Here is a 13,861-nt window from a genome sequence, read left to right as displayed (position 1 = left end):
TCACGTGAAACAGCGCGGACCGGGCGGAGACAGACCGCTAACGCGACGACCCGGAACAGGTGAGGGCACTGTGCGACGATCCGAGCCGGCGCCGAGTAAACCGAAGATCGACAAAGCCAGCGCCAACGACCAGGCGCTCGACTCCATCATCGCTGCCGACAAGAAAGCCGCGCTGAAGCTCGCGCCCGTTTCACATGAAACGGAAGCGCGGCTCGATCGCTACATCGCGCTGCTGCGGGAGTGGCAAGCCAAGACCAATCTGGTCGCGCCCTCGACCCTGCCGCATCTCTGGACCCGCCACATCGCCGATTCGCTTCAGCTCGTCGATCTTGCCCCTGGCGCAAAGCGCTGGGCCGACCTTGGTAGCGGCGGCGGTTTTCCCGGTGTCGTCCTGGCCTGTGTCATGGCCGGCACGCCGGGCGCCAGCGTCCATCTCGTCGAGCGCATCGCCAAGAAGGCCGCATTTTTGCGCGAAGCGATTCGCGTCACCACCTCTCCGGGAGTCGTACATCTCGCTGAGATCGGGGATAATGTGGATAGAATCACCGGCCCCGTCGATTGCGTCACCGCGCGCGCACTGGCTCCGCTACATCAACTCATCGGCTTTGCGGAGCCGCTGATGCGCCAGGGCGCAAAGGCGCTATTTCTCAAGGGTCAAGATGTAGAGGCTGAATTGACCGAAGCCGCTAAATATTGGAATATTCGGCCTCAGCTCCATCGGAGCCGCACCGGTGACGGTTGGATCGTGGAGCTCGGTGCCGCCGAACGGCGCGGGTGAGGCGTTCAGGGGGAGTGGGGAATTTCGATGAGCGTGATTGACGAGCCGCAACAAGAACAGACCGCCGAGGTCCCGCATGGCCATCCGCGCATCCTGGCGCTGGCGAATCAGAAGGGCGGTGTGGGAAAAACAACCACAGCGATCAACCTCGGTACCGCACTCGCGGCGATCGGCGAACGCGTCCTGATCGTCGATCTCGATCCGCAGGGCAACGCCTCGACCGGCCTCGGCATCGATCGTCGCAACCGCTCCTGCTCGACCTATGACGTGCTGATCGGTGAAGCCCCGCTGCGTGAAGCCGTGGTCTCGACCGCGGTGCCCCGGCTGCACATCGCGCCCTCGACCATGGACCTCTCCGGCCTCGAGCTCGAGCTCGGCACCACGCCCGGCCGCGCCTTCAAGCTGCGCGATGCGATCGGCGCGCTCAACAACAACGTCTCGCCGGATGCCGACTACACCTATGTGCTGATCGATTGCCCGCCCTCGCTCAACCTGCTCACGGTGAACGCGATGGCCGCGTCCGATGCGATCCTGGTGCCGCTGCAGTGCGAGTTCTTCGCGCTCGAAGGTTTGTCGCAATTGCTGCAGACGGTGGAGCAGGTGCGCTCGACGCTCAATCCGAACCTGTCGATCCACGGCATCGTGCTGACCATGTTCGACTCGCGCAACAACCTCTCGAACCAGGTCGTCGCCGACGTCCGGCAGTTCATGGGCGAGAAGGTCTACAAGACCATGATCCCGCGCAACGTGCGCATCTCCGAAGCGCCGTCCTACGGCAAGCCGGTGCTGGTCTATGATCTCAAATGCGTCGGCAGCGAAGCTTACCTGCGGCTCGCCACCGAAGTGATTCAGCGCGAGCGCGAGCTGCGCGTTACGCATTGATCCAACACCGGTGCGTAGGGTGGGTTAGCCGAAGGCGTAACCCACCAATTCTGCCACCTCGAACGAAACAATGGTGGGTTACGCTGCGCTAACCCACCCTACGATCTACGATTCGAAATTCAGTTCTGGAGTGCTGCACCGTGAATCCAAGGGAGCTGGCGATGGCCGACGAAGCGCGTTCGCGACTGGGCCGGGGTCTTGCAAGTCTGATCGGTGACGTCGGCGGCGAGGCTCAGCACGTCGATCGGCCGCGCGCGCAGCGCAAGGTGCCGATCGAGTTCATCAAGGCCAATCCGCGCAATCCGCGCCGCACCTTTTCGGAAATCGAGCTCAAGGAGCTCAGCGATTCGATCAAGCAGCACGGCGTGATCCAGCCGATCGTGGTGCGTCCGGTGAAGGGCGCGCAGGACCGCTACGAGATCATCGCCGGCGAACGGCGCTGGCGCGCCTCGCAGATCGCCGGTCTGCACGAAGTGCCGATCGTTCCGGTCGACATCAGCGACAGCGATGCGCTGGAATTCGCGATCGTCGAGAACGTGCAGCGCGAAGACCTCAATCCGATGGAAGAGGCGCAGGGCTATCACGCGCTCGCCAATGAGTTCAAACGCAGCCAGGACGACATCGCAAAGGTTGTCGGCAAGAGCCGCAGCCACATCGCCAACATGATGCGGCTGACAAAGCTGCCGGCCGAGGTGCAGGCCTTGATCACGAGCGGCGAGCTGACGGCCGGTCACGCCCGCGCGCTGATCGGCGTGCCCGATCCGCTCACGGCCGCCAAGCGCATCGTCGAGGAGGGCCTCAACGTCCGCCAGGCCGAGGCATTGGCGCATGAAGAAGGCGTGCCGGAGCGCAAGCCGCAGAAGGCGCGCGCGACCGGAGGCAAGGAAAAGGACCCCGACACGATCGATCTCGAAAAGCGCGTCAGCGATGCGCTCGGCCTCAAGGTCACCGTCAATCATCGCGATCCCGGCGGCTCCGTCCAGATCAACTACCGCAACCTCGATCAGCTGGACGAGGTGATGAAGCGGCTCGCGAAGGGCAATCTCTAGCCTACACCTCGGTGTCGTCCTGGCGAAAGCCAGGACCCATACCGCGTGATCTCTCGAGTGCGTGGGCTGCTAATCCCGAACGACCAGTCTTCGCCAAACTCCTCGCTGGGGTAACGGGTCCTGGCTTCCGCCAGGACGACGGCTGAGTATTTGGCGGGCGTCTGCACCAAGATCGTTATTGCGAGCGTAGCGAAGCAATCCGGAGTCCCTCCGCGGAAAGATTCTGGATTGCTTCGCTGCGCTCGCAATGACGTGGTGAGAACGGGAGGACTATCCCCGCCGCTTCGCATTCGCGGCAATGGCCATCAGCGTGCGCTGGGCGATCGCGGCGGCGAGCGTCGATTGCTTGCGGGTATCGAGCGCGGCGGTTGCGAGCTGCTCGATGATCGCGGCGAGCCGCGCCACGCTGAAATTGCGCAGCGCCGTTTCCACCGCCGGCTTTCGTGAAAAATGCAGACGCGGATAGCCGCCGTCGAGCACGGCGGAGGCAGGCTGGCCGTCGGCGATCGCCAGCGCCGATTTGTGCAGCCATGCGGCCTGCCGCTGTGCGGCGGAGATGATCACGCCGGGATAGGTGCCGGCGATCATGGCCTTGGCGAATTCGGTCTCGACGATGTCGGGCCGGCCGGCGAAGGCGCCGTCGACGATCGGATCGAGCTTCAGCTCGGATGCGTCGGCGACCACGGACATCACGTCATCCAGCGTGATCTCGCCTTTGCCATGGGCATAGAGTGTCAGCTTGCGCAGCTCGTTGCGTGAGGCCTGGCGGTCGCCGCCGAGGAACGACATCAGCGCCGCGCGGGCGTCCTGCGCGATGCGCAAATTCGCGATGCGCAGCTCGTCTTCCATCAGTTTTGCGAGGTCGCGCTCGGTGTCCGGATAGCAACCGATAACCACGGCTGTCTTGGCCTTCTCGCAGGCTTTTCGCAGCGGCGATTCCGGGCGCAGCTCGCCGGCCTCGATCACGACGCGGCAATCTTTCACCGACATCTCCGCCAGCGTATCGACACCGCTGGCAAAGCTGCGCGACCCCGCGCGAATGCGGATGGCACGACGGCCGCCGAACAGCGGCACCGTCATGGCCTCGTCGACCAGGCGCGACGGCTCGCCGGAGAGCTCGTCGCCGTCGAGCTTGACCAGCGAGAAGGGATCGTTGGGATCGTCGACGGCGGAGGCGATCAGCGCATCGGCGCGTTCGCGCACGAGGCCGGCGTCGGGACCGTACAGCAGGATGATCGGACGGCCCGCATCGGGACGGGCGAGGAAGGCGTCGATCTCTTTTCCGCGTAGCGCGACCATCGGGCCCACTGCTCCGGAATGAAGGGAATGAATTACGTGCCGGCGGTGAAGAACGAGGCGAGGCGGGTCGCGATGTTTTCCGCGATCTCGTTGGCGGCACGATCCTCGGCGTCGCGCACTGCCCGGTTGCGGGAGAAGCGCTGATAGGAGCCGGGCATGTCGTAGGACACGCGTGAGAACGTGGTGCCGGTCATCACCGACTTGTTGGTCACGACCTCGACAAGATTGTACTGGGCGTCGATGCCGTAGTTTTCGCTGCTCGGCAGGGCGGTATTGGGATCGACGATCAGGGACGAGCGGCTGGAGGTGAAGCGGATCTCCAGACGGTGGGTCGGCGGCATGCCCGTCGCGGTGCCGTAAAGCTTGAAGGCCAGGGCATTGCGGACCTCGACGCCGACGCGGGCTTCGCGCGAGGCGTTGGCCTTGCTGATCGGGGGCAGCTCGACCCCCATCAGCTTCTCGCGCAGGCCGGGAGTGCCGTCGCCACGCTCGGCATACATCGGCTGGAAGCAGCCGGCCGTCAGCGCCGCCAGAGCGGCAACCGCCAGCAAGCGGGCTGCGATTCGGATCCTAGCCGACAACATTCACGATCCTCTTGGGGACGATGATCACCTTGCGGACGGGCTTGCCGTCCAGGGCCAGCTTTACCGCATCGAGCGCCAAAACGGCAGCCTCGATTTCCGGATTCTGGGCCGCTGTTGCAACTGTGACCTCACCCCGCTTCTTGCCGTTGACCTGGACCACCAGCGTCACGCTGTCTTCAACCAGCAAATCGCGTTCGATTTGCGGCCAATTGGCCTCCGAAACCAGCCCGCTGTGGCCCAGAACCTGCCAGCACTCCTCGGCCAGATGCGGCATCATCGGGGAGAACAGCTGGACCAGGATCTGGCCGGCCTCCCGGATTGCCCAGGCGAGGTCTGCGGGCGGCTGGCCGGGGCGCTGGAGCACCTCCGAGAACGTGTTGGCGAATTCGCGGATATGGGCGAGGCAGACGTTGAAGTGCAGCCGCTCGATACCGGTGGTGACCTTGTCCAGCGCGCCATGGGCGGCCTTCCGCAAGGTGGTCGCATCCGCGCCGAATGAAGCCGGCCGGGCCACCGGCGCAGTCTTGCCGAGTTCCGCGGAATCATTCACCAGCCGCCACAGCCGCTGCACGAAGCGCGAGGCACCCTGGACGCGCTCGTCGCTCCAGATCACGTCGCGGTCGGGCGGGGAGTCCGACAGCATGAACCAGCGGGCAACGTCGGCGCCGTAGGTCTGGATGATGTCGTCGGGATCGACCGTGTTCTTCTTCGACTTCGACATCTTCTCGATCGGGCCGATCCTGATGTCTTCGCCGGTCGCAAGCAGCGTCGCGCGGCGGTCATTGCCGGTGCCTTCGACCTTCACTTCGGCCGGCTGCACCCAGGTGTCATCGGCTTTCTGGTAGGTCTCGTGCACCACCATGCCCTGCGTGAACATGCCGGCGAACGGCTCGTCCAGCGCGATGTGCCCGGTCGCCTTCATCGCGCGGGTGAAGAAGCGGCTGTAGAGCAGATGCAGGATCGCGTGCTCGACGCCGCCGATATACTGGTCGACCGGCAGCATGCGGTTGGCGACCGCCGGCGTCGTCGGCGCATTCTCGTTCCAGGGGTCAGTGAAGCGCGCAAAGTACCAGGACGAATCCACGAAGGTGTCCATGGTGTCGGTCTCGCGCTGCGCCTTGCCACCGCACTTGGGACACGTGACGTGCTTCCAGGTCGGGTGATGATCGAGCGCGTTGCCCGGCTTGTCGAAGCTCACATCCTCCGGCAGCACCACAGGCAGGTCGGCATCCGGCACCGGCACCACGTCGCACTTCGGGCAGTGGATCACCGGAATCGGGCAGCCCCAATAGCGCTGGCGCGAAATACCCCAGTCGCGCAGGCGGAAGTTCACCTGACGCTCGCCGACCGGTGCGTTGCCGCGCAGCTCGGCCTCGAGACGCTTGGCCACGTCCTCCTTGGCCTGGTCGATGGTCATGCCGTCGAGGAAGCGCGAATTGATCATGCGGCCGTCACCGTCATAGGCGGTGTCGGTGATGACGAACGTCTTCGGATCCTGGCCCTCGGGACACACCACCGGCGTGTTGCCGAGATTGTACTTGTTGACGAAGTCGAGATCGCGCTGGTCGTGCGCGGGACAGCCGAAGATCGCGCCGGTGCCGTATTCCATTAGCACGAAGTTGGCGACATAGACCGGCAGCTTCCAGGACGGATCGAACGGGTGAACCGCGCGGATGCCGGTGTCGAAACCCTGCTTCTCCGCGGTGTCGATGATCTCCTGCGCGGTGCCGATCTTCTTGATGTCGGCGATGAACTCCGCAAGTTTCGGGTTCTTCGCGGCGGCGGCCTGCGCGAGCGGATGATCCGATGAGATCGCCATGAACTTCGCGCCGAACAGCGTGTCCGGGCGGGTCGTGAAGATCTTCAGCTCGCTCTCGCCGGCCGGCGTCGTCGCCGCGTCCAGCGCGAAGCGGATCAGCAGGCCCTCCGACCGGCCGATCCAGTTGCGCTGCATCAGCCGCACCTTGTCGGGCCAGCGATCGAGCCCATCAAGCGCCGACAGCAGCTCCTGCGAATACTTCGTGATCTTGAAGACCCACTGGCTCATTTCCCGTTGCTCGACAACGGCGCCGGAGCGCCAGCCGCGGCCGTCGATCACCTGCTCGTTGGCGAGCACGGTCATGTCGACCGGATCCCAGTTGAGCTTGCGCTTCTCGCGCTCGGCGAGGCCGGCGGCGAGCATGTCCAGGAACATCTTCTGCTGATGCTTGTAGTAGCTGGGGTCGCAGGTCGCGAATTCGCGTGACCAATCCAGCGACAGCCCGATCGAGCGGAGCTGCTTCTTCATCGCGGCGATGTTGTCGTAGGTCCAGGCCTTCGGCGCGACCTTGCGCTCGATGGCGGCGTTCTCGGCCGGCAGGCCGAAGGCGTCCCAGCCCATCGGGTGCAGTACGTTGAACCCCTTGGCGCGCATGAAGCGGGCCAGCACGTCGCCGAGCGTATAGTTCCGGACATGGCCGATATGGATGCGCCCGGACGGATAGGGGAACATCTCCAGCACATAGTATTTCGGCCGCGAATCGTCGTTCTTGGAGACGAAGATCGCCTGCTGGTCCCAGGCGGCTTGCCAGCGCGGTTCGGCGTCGCGGGCGTTATAGCGTTCGGAGGTCATGGAATCGTTGGGTTTTCGTGAGTTCGGCCGTCTAAAGGAGGGCGGACTAGGCCATAGAAGTCCGCAAGGGGTCAATGGGTTGCCGCAACCGCTCGGGCCCTTGGGGCGACCCCGCACAACTACTGAGGCCGCCATTGGGATGGGATTAAGGGGTCGGTGCGAGGTTGCGCCTGCCCAGGACCCTCATATCCGCGATGGACGCCAGCTTGGACGAGCTCGACTACGACTATGCCGCGTCCATCGCCGGACGGGCGATGCGAAGCATGGCCGAGCAGCGGATTCCGCCGACGCCGACCAACTTTGCGGTCTGGTTCCAGTATTTCGCCGGCAGCCATGACGATCTGCGCAATGCCATCGATCTCCTGATCGACCACAACCGTCCCTTCGACACCCGCACCAATCAGGATCTGTTCGAGACCTACGTTGCCCCCCAGGTGAGCGCCGTCGTCGTCACGTCCGAGCGGCTGCATGCCCTGATGGGGACGGCGAAGGAGTTTCTGGCGACCGCGATCGCCGACAACCGTTCGCAGATGCGGGCGATCAGCGAGGTCGCCGACCAGGGCACGGCCGGCGTCGACCCCAAGGCGCTGGTTGCCCAGCTCATGAACGAGCTGGCGCGGGCCGCCACTCGGGCAACGCGTCTGGAGGCGGGCTTTGCCGAAAAGGCCCGTGAGCTCGATGTCATCAGGGATTCGCTTTCCAAGTCCGAGGAGCGCGCGCGGACCGACACGCTGACGGGCCTCGCGAACCGGCGGGCGCGCGATGAATTCCTGCGCAAGGCGCAGGCGACGGCGGATTGGGGTGAGCCGCTCAGCGTGCTGATGCTCGACATCGACCACTTCAAGACCTTCAACGACAATTTCGGCCACGGCGTCGGTGACCAGGTGCTGCGCCTGATGGCGAAAGTGCTGCGCGAAAAGGTTCGCGAGCACGATCTGCCGGCCCGCTATGGCGGCGAGGAGCTGATCGCGGTGCTGCCGGATGCCGATCTCGCCGCTTGCACGGAGATCGCCGAGCGCATCAGGCACGCAATCGCCGAATGCAAGATCACGCGCCGCTCGACCGGGGAGACCCTGCCCATCATCAGCGTGTCGATCGGCGTGGCGCAATACCGGCGCGGCGAAGCAATCACCGACCTCGTCGAGCGCTGCGATCGCGCGCTCTACCTCGCCAAGGGCGGCGGCCGCAATCGCGTGGTGACTGAGATCGAGCTCGATCGCGCCGGGGCCGCGGGCTAGGCGCTGGCGGCCAGCATCATGGCTGCCGCGCCGCTCTCGATCGCCTGTACGCCGTGCTCGACGACATTGTTGCGGCCACGATGCTTCGCGGCATAGAGCGCGGCGTCGGCGGCCTCGATGAGATCGCCGGGGCGCAGGGCTTCATTGGGCCTCGTTGCGGCAACGCCGATCGAAACGGTGACGATCATGTGGGCGGAGGTGATGTGCGGCAGGCACAGCTTGAGCACGGCCGCGCGCGCCTGCTCGCCGATCTCGACGGCGCGCATCACATCGGTGTTCGGCAGCAGCAGGCAGAATTCCTCGCCGCCGTAGCGGGCGGCAAAGCCCATCGTGTCGGCCGCGATGCCCGACAGCGATTCGCCGAGACGCGTCAGGCAGGAATCGCCTTCGAGATGGCCGTAGGTGTCGTTGAACAGCTTGAAGTGATCGACGTCGATCATCAGGAGCGCGAGGTCGCTGCCATATTGCTGCGCGCGCATCCATTCGAAGTCGAGCCGGCTCTGGAAGCCGCGGCGGTTGGCTAGCCCCGAGAGCATGTCGATCGAAGCCATCACGGTCAGGCGGTCGTTGCTGGCGATCAGCTCGCGCTCGCGCTGGCTGAGCTGTGCGGCCATCGCGTTGAACGCGCGGGCCAGCGGCACGAACTCGGCCGGCAGGCGGTTGCGCGCGGCGCGCGCCGACAGATCGCCTTCGCCGAGGCGCTTGGCCATGTCGGCGAGCATCTCGATCGGCTTGATCACCAGCTTCTCGGCAGCGATCAGCGCGCCGAGCAGAACGAACAGGACGACGAAAGCGAGCTGGAGATAGGCAGTGCGGATGTCGCGGCTCACGGCCGCAGACACCTTATCCTCGTCGATGCTGGCGATCAGGCGGGCATTGGTGCCGGCGATGCGGATGTAGCTGACCGCGCGGCGCGAGCCGTCGGCGGCGAGGAAGGACAGCGAGCCCTCATCCTGGTCCGACCGCAGCGCCTTGTCGGCGATCGCGGACATCAGCGGCATGTTGTCGAGGGGACGGCCCACCGCGCTGTGCTGGTCGGCGGGCGCGGCCAGCACGGTGCCCGTGCTGTCGACCAGCACGGCGGTGATGCCGGCGCGGCCACCCAGATTGTTCATGACCTTCGACATCCAGTCGAGGTTGACGGTGGCGAGCACGACGGCGTCGGCGACGCCGCTGAAGGCGGACACCGGATAGACCGCCATCACGGTCGGTGACGGCACCGGCCGCGACATGATGAAGTCGCTCAGCACGAAGCGGCCGGTTTCCTGCGCCTGCTGGAAGTAGGGCCGGTCGCTGAGGTCGAGGCCGACATACATGTTGTTGGTGGCGCACTGGATGCGTCCATCCTGGCCGGCGATCAGCAGCGTGCGAATCCAGGGCAGGCTCGACGGCAGGCTCGCGCGCAGCACGTCGCAGCTCTTGCTGATGCCGCCGGCGGAGGCGCGGATGAAGGCTTCCGATTTCAGGATGGTCTCGACCGACGAGATCACCTCGCGCTGCGCATCGGCGCTGTGCCGTGCGACGGTGGTGAATTCAGCCGCGGCCTGCGCGATCTGCCGCGTGCGCGTGTCTTCGAGCGAACGGATGCGCTCGAACATCAAGGGCGCCACCAGAATCACCGCGAGCAACGCAAGCCGCGCCCGGATTCCGAGAACCCGCTTGAGTTTCGCTCGTTTGCGGTTGAGACTGACGTTTGCCATCTTCGCTACCCACCCCATGGGCCAAGGTAAAGCGAAGGGTTCAAAAACTCTTTCTTGAACTCGGTAAAATTGGACTTACCTCGGTTACGACCACAGCCAATCGAACATCATGACAGAAGAAAACGCCGCGCCGGTAACCGGCCATTCACCAAACGCGCTCGCCGCGGTCGAAGCCGAAATCGCGCGTGCCTGCAAGGATGCGCGGCGTGATCGCGCCTCCGTCACGTTGATCGCGGTGTCGAAAACTTTCGCCGCAGATGCAATTACCCCGGTCATCGACGCCGGACAGCGCGTATTCGGCGAGAATCGGGTGCAGGAGGCCAAGGGCAAGTGGCCGGCGTTAACGGCTGTTTACCCGGATATCGCGCTGCACCTGATCGGACCGCTGCAATCCAACAAGGCGAAGGAAGCGGTCGCACTGTTCGATGCCATCCATTCGGTCGACCGCCCGAGCATTTGCCAGGCGTTAGCCAAGGAAATCGAATCCCAGAAAAAGCACCCGCAGCTGTTCGTCCAGATCAACACCGGCGAGGAGCCGCAGAAGGCCGGCATCGCCCCCGGCGAGGCCGATGCCTTCCTCGCGAGCTGCCGCGACACCTATGGGCTGACGATCTCCGGGCTGATGTGCATCCCGCCGGTCGACGAACCGCCGGCGGCGCATTTTGCCCTCACCGCAAAGATTGCCGCGCGCAACGGATTGACGAACCTCTCGATGGGCATGAGCGCGGATTTCGCGACAGCCATCATGCTCGGCGCCACGCATGTGCGGGTGGGCAGCGCGATCTTCGGGCATCGGTGATTATCGGCGAATCTATTTTTGGTCGTCCTGGCGAAAGCCAGGACCCATTACCCCAATAGCTTGTTTGGCGAAGACCAGGGCAACGACCATCCTGCCCCTTGCGTAGATCACGCGGTATGGGTCCTGCTTTCGCCAGGACGACAGCTGTAGCTACACAAACCCCACCGACACCTTCCCCAACGCGCCAAAATCCGCCGCGAAATGATCGCCGGCATGGATCGGCAGCGGCGGATGACACGTGCCTGTCGTCACCACCTCCCCTGCCCGCAAGATGATGCCGAGCCCGCGCAGCTCGTTGACGAGCCAGGCGAGTGCTGCGCGGGGATCGCCGAGCACGTTCTTGCCGTGACCGATGTAACGCTGGCCGCGCAGCGAGATCTGCGGCCGCTCCTCGATGAGATCCATCGCGCGCCAGTTCGCAGCCGTCGCCGCGCCCAGCACGAACAGATGCGCGCAGGCATTGTCGGCGATGAGCTGCGCCTCGCCGGCGCTCGCGAAATCGGCAAAACGCGAATCGGGAATCTCGATCGCGGGATGCAAGGTGTCGACGGCAGCAAGCACTTCGTCGACCGTGTACGGCGTCGTGCGTGGCACCAGGTCGCGTCCCATGCGGAAGGCGAATTCGGGCTCGCCGACGCGCATCTCGTTGCCCTTCATCGCGGCGGTGCCGCCATCGGCAATCACCGTGTCGCTCATGATGCGCCCGGCCAGCGGTCCCGAGACGTTGATGTGCTTCTGTCCGGCCTCGCTCGTTGCCGCGATCTTCCAGCCGAACAACTTTCCGCGCGACAATGTTTCGAGCCCGGCCTGAACGGCATAACCCTCCGTGCGGCTCTGCGGTCGCAGGCGCGGCTCAAGCGCGTCGAGCTTGGTGCCGTCGCGCCAATTCTGGAAGAGGACGCGCGATGCCGTGGCAATCTGGTCGTTGTCGAGCATGTGCCCTCACCCGATGATGATTCTTGTTCTTGGTCCCAATCGCCGCAACAATTGCAGCATCGCGGATTTCGTCATGGAGACGCAGCCCGCCGTCGGGCCGAAATTGTCGCGGGCGAGGTGCAGAAACACCGCGCTGCCGCGGCCGGCGATGCGCGGCCTGGTGTTGTGGTCGATTTCGATGATGAAGTCATAGAGATGGTCGGCCCGCATGAGCCGATCGCCGCCCTGCTCCGCGCCGAGGCGGATTCCCTGGTTGTAATGGCGATCTCCGGGATCCTCGCACCAGGCGTCCTCGCCGGTGATGGTCCGCGCCGGCAGGAAAGTCTGCGGCCGGCTGTGCCGATCGCCCCGCCACCACAATTGCCGGGGCCGGAAGCTGCCCCTTGGGGTGCCGCCATCGCCCTCACGCTTGTTGGCCAGAATGCCGCCCCGGCCCAGCGCCACCGGGATGGTCAGCGCTCCGGCCGTCAGCCAGCCTCTGCGGGGATTCCCTGCAGCAGCCTTAACGTGGATCGCGGAGAGTGGTCTGGCGCTTCGATTCATGGCGTAACCAACTGAAGTCGCTTCGTTTTTCATGTGAACGTGCGATGTCGAATTCATTACAGGACATTCATCAAGACGCCCTGCTATTCTGAGTTAGAGTGGTTCTGGCTTGAGAATCGGTAACAGCCCACTACTTCAACACGAACAACAATAATAACGGCGACCCCTAAACTTCCCTCCCGGCTGGGTGCAGCATGCATGCGCGCCGAGCCGGCCCCCAAAAGGATGACCCCCTATGGCCAATGCCCGCAAGATCCTGATCGTGGATGACGATACCGATCTGCGCGATACGTTGGTGGAGCAATTATCGCTGCACGAAGAATTCGAAGCCTCCGCCGTCGATACCGGCGCCAAGGGCGCGAGCGCCGCAAAGGCCAATGCCCCCGATCTCGTTCTGATGGATGTCGGCCTGCCCGACACCGACGGTCGCGAAGTTGTCCGCTCCTTGCGCAAGGGCGGGTTCAAGGCTCCGATCATCATGCTCACCGGGCATGACACCGATTCCGATACGATTTTGGGGCTGGAATCCGGCGCCAACGACTACGTCGCAAAGCCGTTCCGTTTCGCCGTCCTGCTGGCCCGCATTCGCGCCCAGCTGCGCCAGCATGAGGCCAGCGAGGACGCGGTGTTCTCGGTCGGCCCCTACTCCTTCCGGCCCGGCTCCAAGATGCTGACCGCCGCCAACGCGCGCAAGGTGCGGTTGACGGAGAAGGAAACCGCGATCCTCCGCTTCCTCTACCGCGCCGGCCAGATGCCGGTGTCGCGCGAGACCCTGCTCCAGGAGGTCTGGGGCTATAATTCCGGCGTCACCACCCACACGCTGGAAACCCACATCTACCGCCTCCGCCAGAAGATCGAGAAGGATGCCGCCAACCCGGAGATCCTGGTCACGGAAGCCGGTGGCTACAAGCTGGTGCCGTGATACGCTTTGGGGAGCGTGCGAATCGTTTTAGATCGCGCCCCCTTGAGCCTCGGATCTGAATGTCAATCGACGACGACGTAGCGCTTCTCGAGCGTGTCCCGACACTGCGCCTGTTGGGAGACGCCTCGTTGCGCATGCTGGCGATCGGATCCGAGCAGCGTGACTTCGTCCGCGGCGACGTGCTGTTCAATCTCGGCGACGACGCCGATGCCGGCTTCGTGGTCCAGCGCGGCGCCTTCCGGGTCGACGACGGCGCCGGCGCCGAGATGATCGCCGGTCCCGGCGCGCTGATCGGCGAGCTCGCGCTGGTGGTGCCGATGAAGCGTCCGTCGAGCGCGATCGCGCTGGAGCACGCCTCCGTCATCCGCGTCGCCCGCAGCCTGTTCCAGCGCGTGCTCGAGAGCGACCCCGCCGCCGCCGTTCGGCTGCGTGATGAATTCGCGGCTCGCTCAAGCCAGATTGCGAGCGATATCCTGATGGCGGGCGCGAAGCTGACGTCTTAAGTCGTCCTGGCGAAAGC

General features: G+C 64.7%; 13 protein-coding genes. 7 read left to right on the top strand and 6 right to left on the bottom strand.

What is annotated here, in order from left to right:
* Positions 1-4: 4 nt before the first annotated feature.
* The 3 genes from rsmG to RAD15_RS10355 all read left to right on the top strand — a co-directional run bounded on the left by rsmG (position 5) and on the right by RAD15_RS10355 (position 2,709).
* Entirely contained in the window at positions 5-778 is a 774-nt protein-coding gene (rsmG, locus tag RAD15_RS10365; RefSeq protein ID WP_458176940.1) for a 16S rRNA (guanine(527)-N(7))-methyltransferase RsmG, read from the top strand.
* Between the two features lie 27 nt (positions 779-805).
* A complete protein-coding gene (locus RAD15_RS10360; protein ID WP_458176938.1) occupies positions 806-1,660 on the top strand; it encodes a ParA family protein in 855 nt (284 codons plus the stop codon).
* A 161-nt stretch (positions 1,661-1,821) separates the two neighbouring features.
* A complete protein-coding gene (locus RAD15_RS10355) occupies positions 1,822-2,709 on the top strand; it encodes a ParB/RepB/Spo0J family partition protein (protein WP_458176936.1) in 888 nt (295 codons plus the stop codon).
* A gap of 270 nt (positions 2,710-2,979) precedes the next feature.
* On the opposite strand, the gene holA is transcribed toward RAD15_RS10355, so the two are convergent.
* Genes holA through leuS form a run of 3 tightly spaced genes read right to left on the bottom strand, consistent with a single transcriptional unit; the run spans position 2,980 to position 7,203 of the window.
* Positions 2,980-4,008, bottom strand: coding sequence for a DNA polymerase III subunit delta (gene holA / locus RAD15_RS10350; protein ID WP_458176934.1), 1,029 nt, complete (start codon positions 4,006-4,008; stop codon positions 2,980-2,982).
* Positions 4,009-4,040: 32 nt separating this feature from the next.
* Positions 4,041-4,592, bottom strand: a complete 552-nt coding sequence (gene lptE, locus RAD15_RS10345) for an LPS assembly lipoprotein LptE (RefSeq protein WP_458176932.1) — start codon at positions 4,590-4,592, stop codon at positions 4,041-4,043.
* Positions 4,579-7,203: a leucine--tRNA ligase gene (gene leuS / locus RAD15_RS10340; RefSeq protein WP_458176930.1), complete on the bottom strand. Its 2,625-nt coding sequence runs from the start codon at positions 7,201-7,203 to the stop codon at positions 4,579-4,581. Before leuS ends, lptE begins: the two co-directional genes overlap by 14 nt.
* A 263-nt stretch (positions 7,204-7,466) precedes the next feature.
* Here leuS and RAD15_RS10335 point away from each other — a divergent pair, with 263 nt between their 5' ends.
* Complete coding sequence (locus RAD15_RS10335) at positions 7,467-8,441, top strand: GGDEF domain-containing protein (RefSeq protein WP_458177389.1); 975 nt, start codon at positions 7,467-7,469, stop codon at positions 8,439-8,441.
* Here RAD15_RS10335 and RAD15_RS10330 read toward each other — a convergent pair.
* Positions 8,438-10,141, bottom strand: a complete 1,704-nt coding sequence (locus RAD15_RS10330; RefSeq protein ID WP_458176928.1) for a diguanylate cyclase domain-containing protein — start codon at positions 10,139-10,141, stop codon at positions 8,438-8,440. The two genes, RAD15_RS10335 and RAD15_RS10330, sit on opposite strands and share 4 nt — an antisense overlap.
* 109 nt (positions 10,142-10,250) lie before the next feature.
* Between RAD15_RS10330 and RAD15_RS10325 the strand changes: the two genes are divergently transcribed.
* On the top strand, positions 10,251-10,940 hold the full coding sequence (locus tag RAD15_RS10325) for a YggS family pyridoxal phosphate-dependent enzyme (protein ID WP_458176926.1): 690 nt from the start codon (positions 10,251-10,253) through the stop codon (positions 10,938-10,940).
* Positions 10,941-11,090: 150 nt separating this feature from the next.
* Here the strand turns inward: RAD15_RS10325 and RAD15_RS10320 are convergent, their stop codons facing one another.
* Entirely contained in the window at positions 11,091-11,876 is a 786-nt protein-coding gene (locus RAD15_RS10320) for a 2-keto-4-pentenoate hydratase (RefSeq protein ID WP_458176924.1), read from the bottom strand.
* A 6-nt stretch (positions 11,877-11,882) separates the two neighbouring features.
* Positions 11,883-12,419, bottom strand: a complete 537-nt coding sequence (locus RAD15_RS10315) for a L,D-transpeptidase family protein (protein WP_458176922.1) — start codon at positions 12,417-12,419, stop codon at positions 11,883-11,885.
* 235 nt (positions 12,420-12,654) lie between these two features.
* On the opposite strand from RAD15_RS10315, the gene RAD15_RS10310 reads away from it, so the two are divergent.
* Positions 12,655-13,341, top strand: a complete 687-nt coding sequence (locus tag RAD15_RS10310; RefSeq protein ID WP_007598630.1) for a response regulator transcription factor — start codon at positions 12,655-12,657, stop codon at positions 13,339-13,341.
* Positions 13,342-13,400: 59 nt separating this feature from the next.
* Entirely contained in the window at positions 13,401-13,844 is a 444-nt protein-coding gene (locus tag RAD15_RS10305) for a Crp/Fnr family transcriptional regulator (protein ID WP_458176919.1), read from the top strand.
* Positions 13,845-13,861: the final 17 nt, after the last annotated feature.

The organism is Bradyrhizobium sp. 14AA (genome assembly GCF_054185205.1).
This window is presented reverse-complemented; position numbering and strand designations above follow the sequence as displayed.